This window comes from Roseobacter sp. YIN89 (genome assembly GCF_057219365.1).
This window is the reverse complement of record NZ_JBXVVD010000001.1, coordinates 383,385-403,822: the sequence shown is the minus strand read 5'-3', so window position 1 is coordinate 403,822 and position 20,438 is coordinate 383,385. Positions and strand designations below refer to the sequence as shown.

The following is a 20,438-nucleotide window of genomic DNA, read 5'->3' as shown; positions in this document are numbered from 1 at the left end:
CCAGTCTTGCGGCTCAAAGGAGCGCCCTATCTCATCTTTGGTTCAGTCTAGCCGGTCAGCCAACCAGTTTTCCAGCAGGAAGCGCGCAATTGCACCCTTTCGCGCAGGCAAGATTACAGGATGTTCACCTGCAAAGGCAGCCATCATGTCCTCGCGTGTCACCCACATAGCGGCTTCGATCTCGACCGGATCGATGGTGATGTCGGTGCTCAGGGCACGTCCTGCGCAGCCAAACATGAGCGATGCGGGAAAGGGCCAAGGCTGGCTCGCAAGATACTCGACTTCGCCAACCTTGATCCCAGCTTCTTCGAATACCTCGCGCCGCACAGCGGCTTCTAACGTTTCGCCCGGTTCCACAAACCCTGCCAGCAAAGAATACATTCCTTCCGGCCAGCCTGGCGACCGCCCCATCAGGACGGAGTTGCCGTGTGTAATCAACATGATCACTACCGGGTCGGTTCGGGGAAAATGGCCCGCGCCGCAGGACGGGCACACACGCTGCCAGCCAGCTTGGGTGATGGTAGATGCGGCACCGCATTTCGCACAAAACCCGTGTGTTTCATGCCATCCCAGAATTGCCTTGCCGGTGGCCGCCAATTCCGCGTCGCGCGGCGAGAGCCATGTCATCACCCGGCGCAGCTCTGCAAAAATCATCGTTTCAGGCAGGTGCGGGTGCTGCTGTTCGGTGGTGTCCAGAAAACCGCCCAGTTGCGACATATCCACATCCGAAGGTGTCCAGAGCGACAAGTCATATGCAAACCGCGCCGCGCCGTCTTCGCGCCCCAACAAAATTGGATCGGGAGCAGCATCGTCCAGTACCGGATGATCAAGAGCGAGGCGCACTAAGCTGGCAGGGTTCTCCGGGTCAATAAGTGGTTTGCCCTTCCAGAACAGGATGGCACGCGCCTCGGGATCGCTTCGGGCGGCGGCAACGGCGTCAGCATCGGCTCGTATCTCACCAGCCCGATCCAGCGCCGAGCCGCCGAAGGTGACTGTTTCTGCGTGTTTCATAGTCCCCCGTTCTGCCTGCCAAATAGCCGTGCCATGGATTGGCAGGTGCCACAACCAAATAGACAAGGATTTTATCGGGGCAAGCCTTGCCAACCCTTGCGTGATCTGATGGGATTGGACTCATCCGATGGTTGCTTTGCCGAAGTCCAACAAGAGGTAAAAGATATCGACGCCTCCGTCTCCACCTTTGCGACCTGTCGCACAGCCAACTTGCGCCTGCTGGCCACCAGTGATCTGCACATGCAAATCACTTCTTTCGACTACATTCAGGACAAGCAAAGCGATGGCGGCAGTCTCGCGCGACTGGCAACGCTGATCGATCATGCGCGTCGCGAGGCCGAAGCCGAAAACCGTCTTTGCCTGCTGTTCGATAACGGGGACACGCTTCAGGGAAATCCAATGGCTGATGTTCTTGCAGAGGAAAATCTCGCCCAAAGTCATCCGATGGTCGCCTGCATGAATGCTCTTTCCTATGACGCGGGCGGTCTTGGCAATCACGACATCGATTTCGGGCTGACGTATCTGGGCCAATGCCTGCGGCAACACAAAATGCCAGTGATTTGCACGAACCTGGACTGTAATGAGCTTGAGGACGTGAAAAAGAGCGTTGTTCTGTCGCGAGAGATCATAGCTTCTGATGGCTCGTCGGTGGAGCTTAAGATCGGCGTGGTGTCCAGCTTGCCGGACAAGACCGCCGCCTGGAGCCGTCATCACCTTTCGGGCAGGGCGAGGCTGCATCCCCCTATTGGGGCATTGAAGGCTGAAGCCCGGCGGCTAAAGACATCGGGTGTCGACCTGATATTTGTGCTGGCGCACATGGGTATCGCATTCTTTGACGAAGGTGACGACGCGCAAAACCTCATTTCAGAGGTTGCCAAGCTCGATGACATCGACGCGGTTGTCGGCGGTCATACGCATCTGCGATTTCCCGGTCCCGACCATGATGGAATCGGTGGCGTCGATAACGACCGTGGTTTCGTCTGGAATGTTCCGGTGGTGCAACCCGGTGCTTCGGGGTCCGATCTGGGGCAGATTGACCTGACAATAGAACAGACGGCACCAGACACGCCTTGGCAGGTGTCGCTGGCATCAGCACAGCTCGTTCCGGCCAATTGCTCGGCGGCGGACAAACACGTCGAAGAAATTCAGGCCTCGGCCCAAAGCTGTGTGCGGCGCCATCTTGCCAAGCCGGAAGCAGTCCTCAGACGCCCTATGAACACCTATTTTGCGCTGGCCGACCCCAGCCCTGTCGTGGCGCTTATGGCTGCTGCAAAGCATCGAGCCATCGCAGGGGCCGTCGCAGGCACTTCGCTTGCAGAGCTACCATTGCTCGCTGTGGCATCAGCAACCCTGACCGGCGGCTTCGATGGTCCGGAAAATTTCATCGCGTTGAATGAAGGCGAGATACAGTCGCGTCATATTGCCGGCATGACGCGATACGCAAATCAGGTCTGGGCTGTCCGGACACGCGGCGCGCGCCTGCTGGACTGGCTGGAACGGTCGGCGGTTATCTTCAACAAGCTCCAACCGTTCGCGGACGGGCAAATGCTTACAAACCCACATATCCCCGGGTTCCGGTTTGATGCCTTCTACGGGCTGCAATACGAAATCGACCTCGCTGTGGAGGCGTCCTATACCGTGTCGGGTCGTAAACGGGAAACAGCACAACGGCGGGTCAAAAATGTCATGTGGCAAGGCGCGCCACTGGATCCGGATGCAGAATTTCTGGTTGCTACGACAGATCACCGGGTGGGCGGCGGCGGCCTGTACCAGCAATTTTCCCCACATCAAGTGGTGGTCAAAGGCCACGCGCCGATCAAAGACGCGCTCATCAATTATCTAAAGAACCCAGACTGCAATGCCGTTCGCGGGGTGCGTCCATGGCGCCTGGTGCATCCGCAGGGCGCAGCAGCGGATCTACTAACCGCACCCGAAGCGATCAAAAATCTTGACGACATCGCACACCTGCACCCCGAACCGACGGGTGAAACAGAAGACGGGTTTCTTCGCCTAAGACTCCGCTTTTGATGCGCTTGGCAGGGCTTGCACACCGATTGTGCTACGACTATATGCAGCTCTGAGAGGTTGGCGCGGGTGAGCGCCTCGCCAACCCGGTCAGGTCCGGAAGGAAGCAGCCGTAACGAGCCCCGCTTGGGTCGTTGTCCAGCCTCTCACCACCTCCCTCTGGATCGGATGGCGCATCACAGATTGTCGGTGCCGAAGGTATCGCAGCTATTAATCTGGCCGCTGTCAAAACCGCGCTCAAACCAGCGGGCGCGCTGCTCGGATGTGCCGTGAGTAAATGTGTGTGGTTGTGGCACGCGCCCGGCTTGGCGCTGCAGGCGATCATCGCCAATCATCCGCGCCGCATTCAGCGCCTCTTCCAGATCGCCGCGCTCCATCAGCCCACGCACCGATCGGGCCCAAACACCGGACAGGCAGTCGGCCATCAATTCCAGACGCACAGTCAACCGGTTCGACTCGACTTGCGACACTTGTGACCTCAGCTGGCTGACTTGACCCAGGATGCCAAGCTCGTTCTGGACGTGATGCGCCACCTCATGCGCAATCACATAAGCTGCAGCAAAATCCCCTCCTGCACCGAGTTGTCGTTCCATTTGAACAAAAAACTGAGTGTCCAGATAAGCGCTTTCATCGGCCGGGCAGTAAAACGGTCCTGTTGCACCGGAGGCTCCTCCGCAAGCGCTTTGGGTTACACCGGAAAAAATGATGAGCTGTGGCGGCTCGTACGGTTTTCCTACCTGTTGTGGGAAAATGCCTCCCCAGACCTCTTCGGTTGTCGTCAATACACGCGAAGCGAACTGAATCACCTGCTCATCCTCAGCAGTCACCGGTGTAGACTGCTGCTGCACACCTGTGCCTTGCTCGTTAAGCAGCGGCGTGATGTCGATGCCTGTAAAGTAGCCGAACGCAAGGACCGCCAAAACGCCGACCAGACCAATCCCACCGCCGCGACGCATGCCGCCGCCTCGGCGAACACTGACATTCCGACTGGATTTGATACCACGCAATCGCATTTGAACCTCCTGACGGCAAACTCCTTGCTGTAGGACAACGAATAAAGCACAAGTTGGTTTCATGCCCAACAATAATGACATGGCCAAGGATCGTACGGACTGGGCGGAAGACCGCACAACCCTTGCGAACGAACGAACCTTCGCAGGCTGGATGCGCACCGGCATGGCTTCGGTTGCACTGGCGCTCGGTCTCAAAGCGGTTTTCGGTCCGTTCGAGCCGACTTGGGTGCCCAAGCTGGTGGCCTCGGCCTTTATTGGTATTGCGGTGTTTGTGTTCTGGTCAGCAAGGCGACAGGCCTGCAACACACTTGATCGGCTTGAGCAACACGACGCGAGGGCTCAGTCTTCGGACTATTTCACGCGACTGAGCATTTTTCTGAGCATCGCTGCGGTTGCCACGGGCATTATTCTGTGGTGGCTCTAGTTTACCTATCTGCGTGTACCGCCTAGGCTGACCACGCCCCGAATCCTTGGCTCAACAGGACAGCAATGAACGACGCCCCCTCCGCGCCATATCAGGTGCTTGCCCGAAAGTACCGCCCTGAGACATTTGCCGACCTTGTGGGCCAGGATGCGATGGTGCGCACTCTGAAAAACGCGTTCGAAGCCGATCGTATCGCGCAAGCCTTTATCATGACGGGTATCCGTGGCACCGGTAAAACGACCACAGCACGGATCATCGCAAAAGGAATGAACTGCATCGGGCCCGATGGCTCCGGCGGGCCGACTACAGAGCCCTGCGGCATCTGCGAACACTGCACAGCAATCATGGAAGGCCGCCATGTCGATGTGATGGAAATGGACGCCGCTTCGAATACCGGGGTTGCGAATATTCGCGAAATTATCGATTCGGTGCATTACCGCGCAGCATCGGCCCGGTACAAAGTGTACATCATCGACGAGGTGCACATGTTGTCAACTGGCGCGTTCAACGCGCTTCTCAAGACGCTGGAAGAGCCGCCAGAACATGTAAAGTTTATCTTCGCCACGACAGAGATCCGCAAGGTTCCGGTCACGGTCCTGTCGCGCTGCCAGCGGTTCGACCTGCGCAGGATCGAACCCGAAGTCATGATCGACATGCTTCAGCGCATTGCCTCCTCCGAAGGTGCGGCGATTGCCGATGACGCGTTGGCGCTGATCGCCCGCGCCGCGGAAGGGTCGGCACGCGACGCAACTTCGCTGTTGGATCAGGCGATCAGCCACGGCGCAGGCGAGACGACCGCCGAACAAGTCCGGGCGATGCTGGGGTTGGCGGATCGTGGGCGCGTTCTCGATCTATTTGACATGATCCTCAAGGGCGATGCGGCGAGCGCCCTGACAGAGCTGTCTGCACAATACGCAGAAGGCGCCGACCCGATGGCTGTCCTGCGCGACCTCGCAGAGATCACTCATTGGGTGTCTGTCGTAAAGATCACTCCGGAAGCCGCGGACGATCCGACAATATCGCCGGACGAGCGCAGCCGCGGGCTGGCAATGGCCGACCAGTTGGCGATGCGCGTGCTGACGCGCCTTTGGCAGATGCTGCTCAAGGCGCTTGAAGAGGTCGGCAATGCCCCAAACGCGATGATGGCGGCAGAAATGGCCGTTATCCGATTGACGCACGTAGCCGATTTACCCTCGCCCGAAGAGCTTGTTCGCCGACTGAATGGTGGGCCAACGCCAACACCACCGCCGGCCCCTGGTCCGACCGGAGGGCAACAGGGTTCAGGTACAAGCGCCCGCGCATCCGGCACCGTGCAATCCCCGACATCCTCCACCGGACATGCAGGGGCACAAGCGGTCGCGCCGGCCGTAGATGCCGAAACGGCTCTGGCAAGGTTCCCAACTTTCGACCACGTGGTGGAACTGATCCGCGCCAACCGCGATGGCAAGCTGCTGATCGAAGTTGAAACCTGCCTTCGGCTTGCCAGCTACCGCCCGGGCCGGATCGAATTCACCCCCACGGACAACGCCGCGGCGAACCTCGCGCAAATCCTTGGCCAGCGCCTGCAGGCTTGGACCGGCAACCGATGGGCCATCACGGTCGTGAACGACAGTGGCACCAAGACAATCGCCGAAGTTCGCGATGCGCAAGAAATTGCCTTGCACCGTTCTGCCGAAGATCACCCACTGGTTCAGGCTGTCTTTAACGCTTTCCCGAAGGCACGCATCACCGGTATCCGGACGGCCGCAGATATCGCAGCGGCCGCCACCGAAGAGGCGCTGCCGGAGGTTGAGGACGAATGGGATCCGTTTGAGGATGACTGACGCCCTTGCCTGCCCGCGCGTGAACGCGCATATCCACACCAACGACCCATAGATAAGGATCAGCAAGATGCTCAAAGGACTTGGCGCACTCGGCGATATGGCCGGCATGATGAAAAAAGCGCAGGAAATGCAAGGCAAGATGGCGCAAATGCAGGAAGAGCTGCAAAACCTGATGGTGACCGGGGAATCCGGTGCCGGCTTGGTCAAAGCCACATGCACGGCCAAAGGCGAGTTGAAGTCGCTCGACATTGATCCGTCCATCTTCAATTCCGACGACAAGGAAGTTGTCGAAGACCTGATCCTCGCCGCAATCAAGGACGCCCAGACAAAGGCCACAGAGCGCGCGCAGGAAGAGATGGCAAAACTGACTGAAGGCATGGGCCTGCCCGCGGATATGAAACTGCCCTTCTAGGGCTTTCCTTTGACCTCCAAACGTCCCCGCCGGAGGCCGCAAATCCAGTGGCGGGGCCCTTCAGCAAGGATCCGGCGTGAGCAGCACCAAGGACATAGATGCTCTGATCGATCTCATGGCAAAACTGCCAGGGCTTGGGCCGCGGTCCGCGCGCCGCGCGGTGCTGCACCTCATCCGCAAGCGCAGCCTGCTTCTGATGCCGCTTGCGGATACAATCAGAACCGTCGCAGAGACCGCCAGAGAATGCCTCAATTGCGGCAACGTCGGCACCACGGATATCTGCGATATCTGTACGTCTGAAAAACGTGCCAATGGCGAACTATGCGTCATTGAAGATGTGGCCGACCTTTGGGCGATGGAACGCTCTGGCGTCTTCAAGGGCAGGTATCATGTGTTGGGCGGAACGCTTTCCGCGCTGGATGCCGTTGGCCCACAGGAATTGCGCATTCCAAGACTGATAGATCGCATACCAGCAGAAAGCATCACCGAAGTGATCCTTGCCCTGAATGCTACTATCGATGGCCAGACCACCGCACATTACATCGCAGACCAGCTTGAAAGTCAGGTAAAACTTACGTCCCTTGCGCAAGGCGTTCCCATTGGCGGAGAGCTTGATTACCTCGATGACGGAACCATCTCGGCTGCCATGCGTGCGCGCAAGTCAGTATAGCCATTAATCAGCGGTTCCGGATACGATCTCAGCCGCGGTCCGATCCAGAATTTCCAAGTCTTTCATCACATGACTGAGCATCATGCTGCCTTGCATTGCGGCAAGGATGTGAACGGCTTGCGAACGTCTTTTTTCTGCGGTCCAGTCCCGTGGCAAAGCAGCTTCAAGCCACGCGATATTGCGCTGAAAAAAATCATCTACAGAACGTGCGATCGCATCGGGCAAGCTTGAAATCTCGGCGCCGAGAACCCCGCACAGACACATCGCGTCCGACGCACGCAAGGCCGCACGATAGGTCGCGCAATAGCCAGAAATTTTTGCGCGCGGCGACTGCGCCTGCGCTGTTTCTCGCGCTAGCGCGTCGAAAAAACCGTCCGCGTAGCGCGCAACCAGAGCTGTTCCCAAGTCTTCCTTGCGTCGAAAATGGTAATGTACGCTCGCGCTTTTTATCCCCAATGTATCCGCAAGCTCGCGGAAGCTGACCGCATTATAGCCGTTTCTGCGAACGCCTGCCTCCGCTGCGTCCAGCAATGCATCTTTCGTCCCCGCCATTCCATCACCCTTTCGTGACCCTACCTACCTACAGATAGGCTTGACACATGCGCTCGTCAAGATTACCAACTATCTATCACTAGATAGGTAAATAGAGGATTTACTATGAAGGTCTATGAGTATGAAGGGTTCCCGAACCCTGCCCGCATTCGCATCGCTTTAGCGGAGAAGAACATGACTGATGAGGTTGAATTCATCAGCATCGACGTACCCAATGGCGAGCACAAATCAGCAGCCTATCGGGCCAAAAACCCAAACGGGCTGGTGCCCGCACTAGAGTTGGAGGACGGCACAGTCATTGCGGAATGCACAGCGATCACCGAATATATCGACGGCATTGATGGCGCACCGACCCTGACAGGCACAACCACGAAGCAAAGAGCCGTCATACACATGATGCAAAGGCGCGCAGAGGCAGACCTGCTCGATGCAGTCGCGGCATACTTCCATCACGCCACACCCGGTCTTGGACCAGATATCGAAAAGCAACAGTGCGTCGAATGGGGCGAGATGCAAAAGCAACGCGCTTTGGCTGGCATGCGCTACTTCGACACCCTGCTCGCCGCTCAGGAATACGTTGCAGGTGACGCGTTCTCCATGGCTGACATCACCGCGTTTGCAGGGCTGATTTTTGCAGATTTCGCGCAAATCGACATTCCCCCTGAATACGGTAATCTCATCGAATGGCGCGCACGGGTGTCCGAGCGCCCAAGCATTGCCGCCTGAGGAGCACGTTATGGAACTCAATGCAGATTTTACCAAGCGCGCGGTCGTCCATGGTGCCAAGATACCGTGGAAACCGTCGCCTATGGCAGGCGTCGACCGCCGCATGCTCGACCGCATCGGAGACGAAGTCGCGCGTGCAACATCTATCGTCCGTTACGCGCCGGGCAGCAAATTCTCGGCGCATACCCACACTGGTGGCGAAGAATTTCTAGTGTTGGAGGGGGTCTTTCAGGATGAACATGGCGATTTTCCAGCTGGAACCTATGTGCGCAATCCGCCAACCACCAGCCACACACCCGGTTCGGACGCAGGCTGCACAATCTTTGTAAAGCTGTGGCAATTCGACTTGGATGATCGTACGCAATTTAGCGTAGACACCAATAACGGGGACTATGCCGACGTACCGGATCAACCGGGCGTCACCCGATTGCCGTTGCACAAAGATGACAACGAAGAAGTATGTACAGAGCACTGGGCGCCCGGCACCGAGGTCACGTTGGACGCGCCCGACGGATTGGAAGTTCTGGTGTTGGAAGGTGGGTTTTCTGAAGGCGGCGAAGACTACGGCGCCCAATCTTGGCTGCGCCTGCCCAAGGCGGCAAAATCCATCGCTGTTGCCAGCGACGCGGGTACCAAGGTCTGGGTCAAGCGTGGCCACCTTGCCCGCCCTCCACAAGCTCCGGCCACTTGAAATTCGAGCCGCCTACCCCTCCCAAGGCAGGCGGCTCTTTTCCTCGTGACAGGATCGCGGCTACAAGACGATCACATCAAGCGGCGGAAAACCATTAAACCCTACAGAAGCATAGCTCGACGTATAGGCACCACAGTTGCGGATCACGATGCGGTCTCCGTCGCGCAACGCCAACGGCAACTGCACGGGGCGTTTTTCGTACAAAATGTCAGCACTGTCACAAGACGGCCCTGCCAGTACGCACGGACCGGTCTCGCCCCCATCATGCGCGGTTGTGAACTGATAGCGGATTGCTTCGTCTTCGGTTTCGGCCAGTCCGGAAAAACGACCGATATCCAAATATACCCAGCGATGCAGATCGTCGGCAGATTTCTTTGAAACCAGCATTACCTCCGCCACAATGTGGCCCGCTTCTGCCACCATGCCTCGGCCCGGTTCGGCCATGATCTCCGCCACATCTCCAAATCTCTCAGCGACAGCGGCCATCACCGCCGCGGCATAGGCCCGCGGTGCCTGTACCACCTGCCCGTAGAATGCCGGAAACCCTCCACCGATATTGAGTAACTTCAGATCGTGACCAGCGGCCCGACCAGCATGCCAAAGCGGCGCAACCTGATCCAAAACCGGGTTCCAATAAGCGGCGTTTTTCGTCTGCGATCCCACGTGAAATGACAGACCATGAGGACGCAGCCCAACCGCTGCGGCATGATCCAGCAGCGCCGGCAACAAAGACGCAGCGCAGCCAAACTTTCGGCTCAAAGGCCAATCCGCGAGGCTGTTTTCCACGATCAGGCGGATATACACCCGTGCGCCCGGCGCATGACGGGCGATCTTGTCCAGTTCGGCTTCGCAATCCGCCGCGAACAGGCTCACGCCAGCAGAATAGGCAAAAGAGATATCAGATGCGCGCTTGATGGTGTTTCCGAAAGAGATGTTTTCCGCGCGCGCACCTTGACTGAGGCACAATTCGATTTCCTGACGCGATGCGCAATCAAAGCCTGATCCCTTCTTGACCAACATGCGGATAATTTCGGGCGCGGGGTTCGCCTTTACCGCATAGTGGATTTGCGCCCTGCCCAAGCCGGCGTTCAGCGCGTCATACTGCGCAGCAACACGGCTGCGCGAAATGACCAGCGTTGGTTTGTCAAAGGCGTTAGCGGCAATGAAAGCCGCCGCTTGATCAGCAAAAACAGGTGACGCGGCGCGCTGTGCGCCCGAGTTTGTAGCGTTCATGGTCATCTCCAAAGAGCAAGTGGGGCGCAAGGACCCCAAAGTCATTTCAAGAGACGTTACCGTCGCTACATAAACGCGGGTCAGTCAGGTGTGGATTGACCGGCCAGAGGCGCGTGCGTTGGCGTCTGTTACGCGGCGTTTACGCTCATTTTGGATTCGTGCAAGAAAATTCTTCAAAAGAGTTTCGAATTCTTTATGCGCGCCAAACATGTGATTTTTCGGATGCATCGGGCGCAACGAAAACACCCCGGCGCGCGCGCACCGGGGTGTGAATTAATCGCTCTCGATCGCGCCTTAGGGCTTGGTATCTTCTTCCTCGTCGCCATGCGCACCGTCTGGCAAGTTAAAGAAGCTGTCTGCGTCGGAAAAATCGCCGGCGCTTTCTTTTTCGTCTTCCTCGGTGTCTTCCTCTCCGGACAAGGTGAAGGTCTCGAGCCCCTCAATCGCTGTCGGGATTTTCGGCTCTGCGTCCATGCCAAGGCTTTGCTCGGTGCTGACCAGCTTGCGGCGTTCATCGTCGCTCATGACAGGTGCGTCTGCCGCCTTTTTAGCGGCTGCCTTTTGTACAGCGGCATCAAGCTCGGACTGTTTGCACAGGCCCAATGCAACCGGATCGATCGGCTGAATGTTTGCAATGTTCCAGTGTGTACGCTCACGGATCGCCTGGATCGTGGGTTTGGTCGTACCAACAAGCTTGCTGATTTGGCCGTCGCTCAGCTCCGGATGGAACTTCACCAGCCAGAGAATGGATGCCGGACGATCCTGCCGTTTTGACAGTGGTGTATACCGTGGACCGCGGCGTTTTTCCTCGCCCTGCGCGGCGGCGTTGAATTTGAGCTTCAGCTTGTGCAGCGGTTCTGCCTGCGCTGCATCAATCTCGTCTTGTGTCAGCTGATTGTTGGCAATCGGATCAAACCCTTTGACCCCTTGCGCAACATCACCGTCGGCGATCCCCTGAACCTCCAACTCGTGCATTCCGACAAAATCCGCAATCTGCTTGAAACTGATCGTGGTGTTGTCGACCAGCCAGACGGCGGTGGCTTTCGCCATAATTGGTTTCGCCATTGCGCTACTCCTTTTGCATCTCTTGCCCCACGCCTTTAGCTTCGCCTGAATTGGCGGTCCCGGTGGTCCGGAACGGGTTACCATTGTGGGGGAACTTGCGCGCGGTTATAAGCTGGAAGTCCGGATAAGGAAAGACCCAATGCGAAGGCTTGTCGCCGCCCTCTTTTTGGCATGGTCCACGGCAGGTACCGCCGACGTCGCCGGAGAGTTCGACTACTACGTGCTTAGTCTCAGCTGGTCTCCGAACTGGTGCGCGCTGGAAGGCGACGCCAAAGGTTCCGACCAGTGTGATCCAAAACACGATCATGGTTGGATATTGCACGGGTTATGGCCGCAATTCGAACGTGGTTATCCTGCGTATTGCCAGACGGCCAAGCGGCCACCGCCGCGCAGCCTGACACGTGCGATGGCTGATATTATGGGCACGTCGGGTCTTGCATGGCACCAGTGGCGCAAACACGGGACCTGCAGCAATCTAAGCGTGCCGGCATATTATGATCTGTCGCGCAAGGCGTATGCCCAGATCACCCGTCCCGATATCCTGCGGCGGCTGACCGAAACCGTGCGCATTTCGCCACAAGTGGTCGAAGAGGTGTTTTTGCAGGCAAACCCGCAACTAAAGCCCGACGGCATTACGATCACCTGCCGCGCCGATCATATTCAAGAGGCGCGCATCTGCTTGACAAAATCGCTTGAGCCGCGCCAGTGCGGGTCTGACGTGATCCGCGATTGCCGGCAGAAAAACGCCCTTTTTACTCCCGTACGATGACCGGCACGGCGCTCAGGAGCCGGCTAGCGTCAAAATGGTCGATCCGGTGGTTTCGCGGGCCTCAAGCGCACGGTGTGCGTCAGCCACCTCATCCAGCGCAAAACGTTGATCAATCCTGACGGTCAAATCTCCGGCGCTCACCTTGCCAAAAAGCTGACGCGCCATCGCCTGACAGGTCGCGTGGTCGGCGGTATGCGTGAACAGCACCGGTCGTGTAATTTTCAACGACCCCATCTGACCCAGCCGCGCCAGTTCGAACGGGGGCACGGGACCTGATGCATTGCCAAACGACATCATCATGCCCAAGGGGCGCAGGCAAGCCAACGAGCCTTCGAAAGTATCCGCGCCCACCGCATCCATGACCACGTGAACCCCCTCGCCGTTGGTAATATCCTTTACCCGCGCGACAAAGTCATCCTTGCGGTAATTGATGCAATGTGCCGCGCCATGCTCGAGCGCCAGCGCGCACTTTTCATCCGTACCCGCCGTGCCGATCAGTGTGATCCCCTCGGATCGCGCCCACTGGCAGGCAATCAGCCCAACACCCCCGGCGGCCGCGTGGAACAGCACCGTCTCACCCCGCGCTATCGGCGTTGTCCTGTGGAACAGGTACTGCACTGTCAGCCCCTTGAGCATCATGGCCGCGCCTTGCTCAAAGCTGACGTCGTCCGGCAAGGGACAGACCTGAGCCGCCGGCATCACCCGTGCTTCGCAATAGGCACCAGGCGGCGTCGCGGCATATGCCGCCCGATCGCCAACACGAAGATGGCTGACCCCGGCACCAACAGCTTCGACGATGCCTGAAGCCTCCATCCCCAACGCATGGGGCATCTGCAACGGATAAAGCCCGGAGCGCTGGTAGACATCAATGAAGTTCAACCCGCACGCCTTATGCGCGATGCGTATCTTCCCGGGACCGGGCGCACCGACATCGCGGCTGACAATGCGCAAATTCTCCGGCCCTCCGGGAGCGTCAATAATTGCTGTTTTCACCATCTGCGGGCTCCTTCACTTTGCCAGATAAACTCCGGGGGAGGCGCGTCAGCGCCGGGGGCAGCGCCCCTATTCGCCGCCGGATACCTTCAGCACGATTTTTCCAATGTGGTCCGAAGCTTCCATACGCGCATGCGCGCTGGCGGCGTCGGCAAGTTCAAAACTTTGATCCATCACCGGCGCCACCCGCCCTGCCGACAGCAGGGGCCACACCACTTCGCGCAGATCTTGAGCAATCCGCGCCTTGGCAAGATCACTCTGCGGACGCAAGGTGCTGCCGGTCATAGTCAATCTGCGTGTCATCAATTGCACGAAATTCACGTCCGCTTTCGGCCCTTCCAGAAATGCGATCTGCACCAAGCGGCCATCGTCAGCCAAAGCCTTGAAATTACGGGCGATGTAAGAACCGCCCACCATATCGAGGATGACATCGGCGCCACCTTCCTCACGAAGAACAGCGACGAAATCCTCCGTCCGGTAATTTATCGCGCGCTCCGCACCCAGTGATACGCATGCGGCACATTTATCGTCAGAACCCGCAGTGGCAAACACGCGCGCCCCAAAAGCCGTAGCCAGCTGTATCGCAGTGGTACCAATGCCCGATGATCCGCCATGAACCAGAAACCGTTCTCCGGCAAGTAATCCGCCCCGCGTAAAAACATTCGACCAAACCGTAAAATACGTCTCGGGCAGACAGGCGGCTTCGCGCATGCCCATATTGTCAGGAATAGGCAGGCAATGCGCCGCAGGTGTTGCCACATATTCGGCATATCCGCCGCCCGGCAACAAGGCACACACACGATCTCCCAGAGCGACACCTTCAGCGCCCGTGCCAACTGCGACAACTTCTCCTGCCGCCTCAAGCCCGGGCAAATCGCTTGCCGCAGGCGGCGGCGCATAAAGCCCTGCACGCTGCAAGGCGTCGGGGCGGTTAACCCCCGCCCATGCTACTTTGATCACGATCTGCCCATGGGCTGGCTGTGGCACAGGCCGCTCGGTGACTTGTAAAACATCTGGCCCGCCGGCTTCGGTAATTTCTACGGCCCGCATCATGTCTGCCATGGTATCTGCCCCCTGCTGCGCGTTTGTTTCAATCTGTACTACCCGCGCAGCGTCCGCAATACGACGGTCAAGGCGAACCGTTCCAACTGCCCGGAAGGTTTGAACGGGATGCTGCGCCGGGTGCCTTGATCCGGCCAAGCAACCAGTTCGGCCCCGCCATCAACTTGCTCAGCGTCGGACTCTGGCGCACTTGTGCTTTCACCTTTTCGATCTGCATCACTTCGCCGATACGCCGATCCAGAAAATCCCATGTCGCCATATGGTCCGGACTGTCATCACCGAGCCAATACAGCACCGTCGATCCATAAACACCCGATAGCGTCGCCCGCTTGGTGTACCAGTTGATGTCATCAGAGGTATCACCCAGCGCGGTCCAGATCGCATCGCATGTCCCCCAGATCAAACGAGCCCCGTCCGGGGCATACACTGGCAGCGCGAAAAGTGTCGTTCCACGCCTTACAGCTTCTTTGTCGTTTTCCACGATCTCAAGCCGCAACCGCACAGCATGAGCAACCTTGTCTCGAAATTTCATGCCTGTCATATCCGCCGTGGAAAGGCGTTCAATCATCTCGGCATCACCCTGTTTGTGAAACGCCACCGCGAGATCCACGGCACCGCGTGGAAAGATCGAACGTGCGATCGACGGTGCCACACCACTTTCTCGAATCGCCTCCTTGAAAGTAGCTTCCGACCAACCGTCGAACGGCACATGCACCTTTGCTGCTTCAAGAATTTCCGATTTCGCACTGTCGTATGGCACTGTCATCACGTCTTACTCCGAAGATTGGTCAACCGACTGGACAAGATAGGTCGTCCTTGCTATATGCCCACTTCCTGCAATTCCTTGCAACTCAACTTAGAAAGGTGGTGAATACCACATGCAGGTTAGTGTTCGCGACAACAATGTCGATCAGGCGCTTCGTGCCCTGAAGAAAAAGCTGCAGCGTGAAGGTGTCTTCCGTGAAATGAAGCTCAAGCAACATTTCGAGAAGCCGTCCGAGAAAAAAGCGCGCGAAAAAGCTGAAGCGATCCGCCGTGCCCGTAAACTGGCGCGGAAAAAAGCCCAACGCGAAGGCATGCTCTGAGCATTTCTTACATTGGCACCGACATAAATAACCCCCGTGCATCGCGCGGGGGTTTATTTTTTCTATGGTCAGTTGCGGCGACGACGTAACAGCCCAAATCCCAGCATGGCGGCCGCCAGCATTGGCAGTCCTGCCGGGAGCGGTACTGCAAAAACATTCCATGTTGCGGCAGCACCTGGCGTCGGCCCGGCCGCACTAAAATCGAAGAGCAGTTCATCTTCGCTAACCATGACGAACGGTGCTGACTCAAAGTCATTGAGCAACAATTCAAGCGATAAGAAACTCGGCAGCGTGTTGTAAGTATCCTGCACTACAAGACCGTTGCGTCCATTACCCTGCACAAAAAACGCAGCATCGTCTCCGGTTTCGCCAAAACCTTCATCATATAGGTCGATCGTGATCCGGTTGCCGACCAGATCAATAGTATAAAAAGGGTTTGGTTCGTTCAGAATGATGCCTTTCCCCGCTGTATAGTCGCCCCTGCCCCATTCAAAAATTTTGGGCTCGTCACCCGGTCCGGGTTGGTAGCTGTCGTTAGCGTAGTAATGAAAAAGCGTCAGTGTTTGCTCATCGAATGTCGCTGCCTGTGCCACAGGCGCGCCCAGACCACATACTGTCAGAATTAGCGTTAGCAAGTGCTTCATGATACGGTTAACCCAGTTATAAAACGACACACACATCCGGTGCCCGGCGAGGTACACCGCATTTCGATCCGGCGAAAGCCCGAACACCAGCAGCCAAATGGCGACCTAGCGTCAATCAAAACATCGCCTCAAACGATTGATAAACATCTAACGGCGCGCTTCGATCTACGGCAAACCACCATGCAACCAATAACAATGGGGTGAAGTCTCTTTTCCTGCTGATGGCACTGCTCCATGTTTGTTGCATCGGCGCGAAACGAGGATCCGTAACATGAACATTCATCGACGAAGCTTTATCATCGGCACAATCACCGCTCCGCTGGTCAGTGGATTTCCGGCAGCAAGCAGTGCCGCGACACCACCAGTGTATGCTGAACGTGGCATCGCTATCGATGGGACAGACCCACTTTCGTATTTCGAAGAAGGCGCCCCCTCAGAGGGCTCGGATGCCTTCACAGTCGTTTGGAAGGGCGCGACCTGGCGCTTTACGTCCGCAAAAAGACGCGATCAGTTTGCCTCCGACCCGCAGGCTTATGCGCCACAATACGGCGGTTATTGCGCCTGGGCGGTTAGCAATGGGTACACTGCCTCCACAGTGCCGGATGCCTGGAAGATCGTTGATGGCAAGCTCTACCTCAACTACTCCCGCCGAATTCAACGCCGTTGGGAGCGGGACATCCCCGGCCGGATCGCAGCCGCTGACGCCAACTGGCCTGCCGTGCTGGCCTGAATACACAAGGGTTGTCACAAGGCGATCAGACCTGTGGGTGTTTCAAGACACAGGTAATGCGGTCGTTCTGAAAACCGTCCGCAAGGCAAAACTGGATTGCATCTGATTAACGCCCGGGAGGCGCGCCAGATACTGGCGGTGGATACGCGCAAAATCTTCAGTGTTTTCGGCGACAACCTTCAGTAGGTAATCTGCCGAACCCGCCATGAGGTGGCACTCCAGCACATCTGGTATACGCGCTACCGCCTTCTCAAATGCGTCCAGCACCTCATCCGCCTGACCTTGCAATGTGATTTCCACGAAGACCGTGGTTGGCACACCCATTTTGCGCGCATTCAACAAAGCAACATAGTCCTTAATGTAGCCTTCGGCTTCTAACCGCTGAACACGACGATGACAGGCCGATGCTGAGAGGTTTACAGCCTCGCTCAGGTCTGCGTTCGACATTCTGCCGCTGCGCTGCAAAGCCCGCAGTATGCGCTTATCTGTTTCGTCCAAACTCATTTACGCACGATCTTTCTGAAATTACGCAATTTCATCGCAGACTATTCGATGTTTGCGTCAGACTGCGAGATGTTTTTCGTGCCTTTTTGCATATCAGCGCCCCTAATCTGAGAATGAATTAGGGAGAGGACAGACGCCATGATCATCGGATGCCCAAAAGAAATCAAACCGCAGGAGTTTCGTGTGGGCCTGACGCCAAACGCGGCCCGCGAAGCCATCGCGCACGGACACACGGCGTTGATCGAACGCGGTGCGGGCGCGGGCGCCGGGTTTGACGATACGGCCTACACGGAAGTTGGGGCGACAGTTTTGGACACGGCAGAAGAAATCTTTGCCAAAGCTGACATGATCGTAAAGGTAAAAGAGCCGCAGGCGGTCGAACGCAAAATGCTCAGAGAGGGCCAGGTGCTGTTCACCTACCTCCACCTCGCGCCAGATCCTGAACAGACACATGACCTGCTGGCGTCGGGTGCGACGTGTATCGCGTATGAAACGGTTACCGACGCACAGGGCGGATTGCCGCTTCTGGCTCCGATGTCAGAGGTTGCCGGAAAGCTGGCACCACAGGTTGGCGCCTGGACGCTGCAAAAAGCAAACGGTGGGCGCGGCGTATTGATGGGCGGCGTGCCGGGTGTCGGCCCCGCACAGGTTGTGGTCATCGGCGGCGGCGTTGTCGGCACGCATGCGGCCCGCGTCGCGGCCGGTATGGGGGCGGATGTCACTGTCTTGGATCGTTCTCTTCCGCGGCTCCGCTATCTCGATGACGCATTTGGCGGGACGTTCAAGACGTCTTACGCATCGGCGGGCAACACCGCCGAGTTGGCGCAGTCTGCTGATTTGATCGTGGGCGCGGTCCTGATCCCCGGCGCAGCCGCGCCAAAACTGATTTCACGCGCGCAATTACAGACGCTCAAGCCGGGCGCGGCGCTGGTCGATGTGGCGATTGATCAAGGCGGTTGCTTTGAAACATCACGGGCCACCACTCATGAAGATCCGATCTACGAGGTGGACGGCATTATGCACTATTGCGTAGCGAACATGCCCGGTGCCGTGGCGCGGACATCTACCATCGCTTTGGGCAATGCGACGATGCCCTACATGCTGGCATTGGCTGACAAGGGCTGGCGGCAGGCTTGTATTGATGATCCGCATCTGATGAACGGGCTGAACGTTCATGCGGGAAAGTTGACATATTACGCCGTGGGGAAGGCGCTGAGCATTGACGTCACCTCGCCCAGCGTCGCCGTCAAGCAGTAGGCGACAGCCGGTTACTGCCAGCGCGTGAACGGCACGTCAGCCTGACCCTCGGTCTCTGGCTGCAACGTGCCGCAGATCACACCGCCCGCGTCCGCCAGACCACAGGCGATGTCGCGCCGGTGGATGTAACCACCATCACTGCAGGCAAGGTTGCCACCCTCGCCAAGCACAAGACGCATGCCCTCATCAATGCGCGCGCGCACCGGGCCTTCGCAGGCGGAGCCATCATCGCCTTGCATGATCTGGACACCGTTGCCTTGTGTGTCAAAACACATGCGCCACGTCGGGTAAGAGGTTATTTTTCCAGTGTCGACGTCGCGCGTCTGGTAGCTGCTGCCAAGCGACCAGCAGCCATAGAGCGCCTCAAGGTTCTCTGCCTGCAAAGCAGCAGGTGTAATTGGTGCGGTCGTCGATGGTGGTACCGCATCACACTGACGTGCCGCCAACAGCCTCTCATGACCGGATATCCGCGCACTCAAGTCTGCCCGCGTCGCAGCCAGAGCTTCCAGCTCGGCGGTGCGGGCCAGTTCGGCGTCCGTTGGACATCCATTTAACTGCGAAAGGGCGGACAGACGCACAGCACAGCTTTGCAGCGCGGCATAAGCAGCAGCACCGCTTGCAACGATCAGCAGCATCGCTCCTATTCCCAACAAGACGCGCAACACGTGACAAACCCTCCGTTCCCATGCGCCGGCCTCGGGCCACCGGTCGCGTTGGACAAATCGCGCGACCCCCGTCATTCTGACCCGCACAGTCTAAGCGGAATTGGCACGATGGGTCACCACTTTATTGAAATGTCCCGAAGGGATCGTTCGGCGCTTTCTGCGTACAAGGCAACTGTTCTGGTCGTACGAATGGCGACGGTTTTTGCAATCGGGCTCATGTTGATCCTTGGCTCGGCAAGCACGCTCAAGGCGCAGACTATGCGCGTGCTTTGGTGGGATGTGAGCCTCGACGAGACCCGCAACAAACCTGCCAACAGACGGACGATGGCACGGTTCATCGATGGGTTGGAAGGCGGCGGGCGATACGAGGTGGATTACCAGTTTTCACCGCGTCGTGGTGCACTGGCCCGCCACATGAACGCACAACCGCCCTTTCAAATGATCGTCATTACTGCGGCCAACAACAACCGCGTATTCGACAGCAGTGACCTCGACGCGCTGCAAAGGTTTTACGCAGGCACGCCCGGCACACTGATGCTGGACGGGACACTGGGCATACGCAACTCTGATGTCCGCAGCCGCACACGTTGGCCGGGCGCCAACAATTCCTCTGCAAATCTCTTGCTCAATCAATTTGAAGCGATGCGCGAGGCGGGCGGCGGATTGCTGATTGGTACAGATCACGGGCGGTTTCAGGCATCGGCAAATCAGGTGGTTCGGGCCATCTTGCCCGGTGCGCAGTTCTCTGAAGTCACCAATCCTTCCAGAGATGGAGAATTCTTTGGCGAAGTGCTGTTGGCGAAGAAAGAAGCGGTCAAACCGCTGGATATCTTGCGCCACTGGGAATCTATCCCAAATCAGGGACGGGCGCCGGTTGGCCAGTACGCCGATTTTCTGGGAAGGCCGGTGACACTGTACACACTTGTCGAGGCCGCGAACAAACCCGGCGGCGGCCCGCGCAAGGCCTATATTTCATCGACAATTGACCCCGGAGACAAGCGCTTTGACATCGCGGAAGAAGCAGCACCAGCGATCGACCGGATGCCAACACGTAAAGGCCCGCCGTCAAACTGATGCAAGTGTG

General features: G+C 57.8%; 23 protein-coding genes and 1 other RNA gene. 13 read left to right on the top strand and 11 right to left on the bottom strand.

Annotated features, from left to right (window positions below):
* Positions 1-42: 42 nt before the first annotated feature.
* The gene (gene nudC / locus AC2D8V_RS02015) at positions 43-1,011 is read right to left on the bottom strand and encodes an NAD(+) diphosphatase (protein WP_484731841.1); all 969 of its coding nucleotides are present in this window, start codon (positions 1,009-1,011) and stop codon (positions 43-45) included.
* A gap of 108 nt (positions 1,012-1,119) precedes the next feature.
* Here nudC and AC2D8V_RS02010 point away from each other — a divergent pair, with 108 nt between their 5' ends.
* Positions 1,120-3,039, top strand: a complete 1,920-nt coding sequence (locus AC2D8V_RS02010) for a 5'-nucleotidase C-terminal domain-containing protein (RefSeq protein WP_484731840.1) — start codon at positions 1,120-1,122, stop codon at positions 3,037-3,039.
* Between the two features lie 50 nt (positions 3,040-3,089).
* An RNA gene (gene ffs / locus AC2D8V_RS02005) (signal recognition particle sRNA small type) lies at positions 3,090-3,188 on the top strand.
* Positions 3,189-3,212: 24 nt separating this feature from the next.
* On the opposite strand, the gene ypfJ is transcribed toward ffs, so the two are convergent.
* Complete coding sequence (gene ypfJ / locus AC2D8V_RS02000; RefSeq protein ID WP_484731839.1) at positions 3,213-4,049, bottom strand: KPN_02809 family neutral zinc metallopeptidase; 837 nt, start codon at positions 4,047-4,049, stop codon at positions 3,213-3,215.
* Between the two features lie 61 nt (positions 4,050-4,110).
* Here ypfJ and AC2D8V_RS01995 point away from each other — a divergent pair, with 61 nt between their 5' ends.
* The 4 genes from AC2D8V_RS01995 to recR all read left to right on the top strand — a co-directional run bounded on the left by AC2D8V_RS01995 (position 4,111) and on the right by recR (position 7,378).
* Entirely contained in the window at positions 4,111-4,473 is a 363-nt protein-coding gene (locus AC2D8V_RS01995) for a YidH family protein (protein WP_484731838.1), read from the top strand.
* A 65-nt stretch (positions 4,474-4,538) separates the two neighbouring features.
* The gene (locus AC2D8V_RS01990) at positions 4,539-6,296 is read left to right on the top strand and encodes a DNA polymerase III subunit gamma/tau (RefSeq protein WP_484731837.1); all 1,758 of its coding nucleotides are present in this window, start codon (positions 4,539-4,541) and stop codon (positions 6,294-6,296) included.
* A gap of 67 nt (positions 6,297-6,363) precedes the next feature.
* On the top strand, positions 6,364-6,708 hold the full coding sequence (locus AC2D8V_RS01985; RefSeq protein ID WP_484731836.1) for a YbaB/EbfC family nucleoid-associated protein: 345 nt from the start codon (positions 6,364-6,366) through the stop codon (positions 6,706-6,708).
* Positions 6,709-6,784: 76 nt separating this feature from the next.
* Entirely contained in the window at positions 6,785-7,378 is a 594-nt protein-coding gene (recR, locus tag AC2D8V_RS01980; protein WP_484731835.1) for a recombination mediator RecR, read from the top strand.
* Positions 7,379-7,381: 3 nt separating this feature from the next.
* Here the strand turns inward: recR and AC2D8V_RS01975 are convergent, their stop codons facing one another.
* Complete coding sequence (locus tag AC2D8V_RS01975) at positions 7,382-7,930, bottom strand: TetR/AcrR family transcriptional regulator (protein ID WP_484731834.1); 549 nt, start codon at positions 7,928-7,930, stop codon at positions 7,382-7,384.
* Positions 7,931-8,035: 105 nt separating this feature from the next.
* Here AC2D8V_RS01975 and AC2D8V_RS01970 point away from each other — a divergent pair, with 105 nt between their 5' ends.
* Together AC2D8V_RS01970 and AC2D8V_RS01965 are read left to right on the top strand one after the other, a co-directional pair.
* Positions 8,036-8,656: a glutathione S-transferase family protein gene (locus AC2D8V_RS01970; protein ID WP_484731833.1), complete on the top strand. Its 621-nt coding sequence runs from the start codon at positions 8,036-8,038 to the stop codon at positions 8,654-8,656.
* Between the two features lie 10 nt (positions 8,657-8,666).
* Positions 8,667-9,347 carry a cupin domain-containing protein gene (locus tag AC2D8V_RS01965; protein ID WP_484731832.1) on the top strand — a complete coding sequence of 227 codons (681 nt, stop codon included), beginning with the start codon at positions 8,667-8,669 and terminating at the stop codon, positions 9,345-9,347.
* A gap of 60 nt (positions 9,348-9,407) precedes the next feature.
* On the opposite strand, the gene AC2D8V_RS01960 is transcribed toward AC2D8V_RS01965, so the two are convergent.
* On the bottom strand, positions 9,408-10,586 hold the full coding sequence (locus tag AC2D8V_RS01960) for a type III PLP-dependent enzyme (protein WP_484731831.1): 1,179 nt from the start codon (positions 10,584-10,586) through the stop codon (positions 9,408-9,410).
* Between the two features lie 288 nt (positions 10,587-10,874).
* Positions 10,875-11,645 (bottom strand): DUF1013 domain-containing protein, encoded by a 771-nt coding sequence (locus AC2D8V_RS01955; protein WP_484731830.1) that lies wholly within the window; start codon positions 11,643-11,645, stop codon positions 10,875-10,877.
* A gap of 139 nt (positions 11,646-11,784) precedes the next feature.
* On the opposite strand from AC2D8V_RS01955, the gene AC2D8V_RS01950 reads away from it, so the two are divergent.
* Positions 11,785-12,414, top strand: coding sequence for a ribonuclease T2 family protein (locus AC2D8V_RS01950; RefSeq protein WP_484731829.1), 630 nt, complete (start codon positions 11,785-11,787; stop codon positions 12,412-12,414).
* Positions 12,415-12,426: 12 nt separating this feature from the next.
* Here AC2D8V_RS01950 and AC2D8V_RS01945 read toward each other — a convergent pair whose 3' ends face one another.
* The 3 genes from AC2D8V_RS01945 to AC2D8V_RS01935 all read right to left on the bottom strand — a co-directional run bounded on the left by AC2D8V_RS01945 (position 12,427) and on the right by AC2D8V_RS01935 (position 15,235).
* Positions 12,427-13,410, bottom strand: coding sequence for a quinone oxidoreductase family protein (locus AC2D8V_RS01945; protein WP_484731828.1), 984 nt, complete (start codon positions 13,408-13,410; stop codon positions 12,427-12,429).
* A 66-nt stretch (positions 13,411-13,476) separates the two neighbouring features.
* A complete protein-coding gene (locus AC2D8V_RS01940) occupies positions 13,477-14,469 on the bottom strand; it encodes an NAD(P)H-quinone oxidoreductase (RefSeq protein WP_484731827.1) in 993 nt (330 codons plus the stop codon).
* 67 nt (positions 14,470-14,536) lie between these two features.
* Positions 14,537-15,235 carry a COQ9 family protein gene (locus AC2D8V_RS01935; RefSeq protein ID WP_484731826.1) on the bottom strand — a complete coding sequence of 233 codons (699 nt, stop codon included), beginning with the start codon at positions 15,233-15,235 and terminating at the stop codon, positions 14,537-14,539.
* Between the two features lie 112 nt (positions 15,236-15,347).
* Here AC2D8V_RS01935 and rpsU point away from each other — a divergent pair, with 112 nt between their 5' ends.
* The gene (gene rpsU / locus AC2D8V_RS01930; RefSeq protein ID WP_008207378.1) at positions 15,348-15,554 is read left to right on the top strand and encodes a 30S ribosomal protein S21; all 207 of its coding nucleotides are present in this window, start codon (positions 15,348-15,350) and stop codon (positions 15,552-15,554) included.
* 68 nt (positions 15,555-15,622) lie between these two features.
* On the opposite strand, the gene AC2D8V_RS01925 is transcribed toward rpsU, so the two are convergent.
* Complete coding sequence (locus AC2D8V_RS01925) at positions 15,623-16,147, bottom strand: VPLPA-CTERM sorting domain-containing protein (protein ID WP_484731825.1); 525 nt, start codon at positions 16,145-16,147, stop codon at positions 15,623-15,625.
* 322 nt (positions 16,148-16,469) lie between these two features.
* On the opposite strand from AC2D8V_RS01925, the gene AC2D8V_RS01920 reads away from it, so the two are divergent.
* Positions 16,470-16,928: a YHS domain-containing (seleno)protein gene (locus AC2D8V_RS01920; protein WP_484731824.1), complete on the top strand. Its 459-nt coding sequence runs from the start codon at positions 16,470-16,472 to the stop codon at positions 16,926-16,928.
* Positions 16,929-16,970: 42 nt separating this feature from the next.
* Here the strand turns inward: AC2D8V_RS01920 and AC2D8V_RS01915 are convergent, their stop codons facing one another.
* Positions 16,971-17,432 (bottom strand): Lrp/AsnC family transcriptional regulator, encoded by a 462-nt coding sequence (locus AC2D8V_RS01915; protein ID WP_484731823.1) that lies wholly within the window; start codon positions 17,430-17,432, stop codon positions 16,971-16,973.
* Between the two features lie 138 nt (positions 17,433-17,570).
* On the opposite strand from AC2D8V_RS01915, the gene ald reads away from it, so the two are divergent.
* Positions 17,571-18,689: an alanine dehydrogenase gene (gene ald, locus AC2D8V_RS01910; RefSeq protein WP_484731822.1), complete on the top strand. Its 1,119-nt coding sequence runs from the start codon at positions 17,571-17,573 to the stop codon at positions 18,687-18,689.
* An 11-nt stretch (positions 18,690-18,700) separates the two neighbouring features.
* Here ald and AC2D8V_RS01905 read toward each other — a convergent pair whose 3' ends face one another.
* Positions 18,701-19,429 (bottom strand): hypothetical protein, encoded by a 729-nt coding sequence (locus AC2D8V_RS01905; RefSeq protein ID WP_484731821.1) that lies wholly within the window; start codon positions 19,427-19,429, stop codon positions 18,701-18,703.
* Positions 19,430-19,483: 54 nt separating this feature from the next.
* Here AC2D8V_RS01905 and AC2D8V_RS01900 point away from each other — a divergent pair, with 54 nt between their 5' ends.
* A complete protein-coding gene (locus AC2D8V_RS01900; protein ID WP_484731820.1) occupies positions 19,484-20,428 on the top strand; it encodes a hypothetical protein in 945 nt (314 codons plus the stop codon).
* Positions 20,429-20,438: the final 10 nt, after the last annotated feature.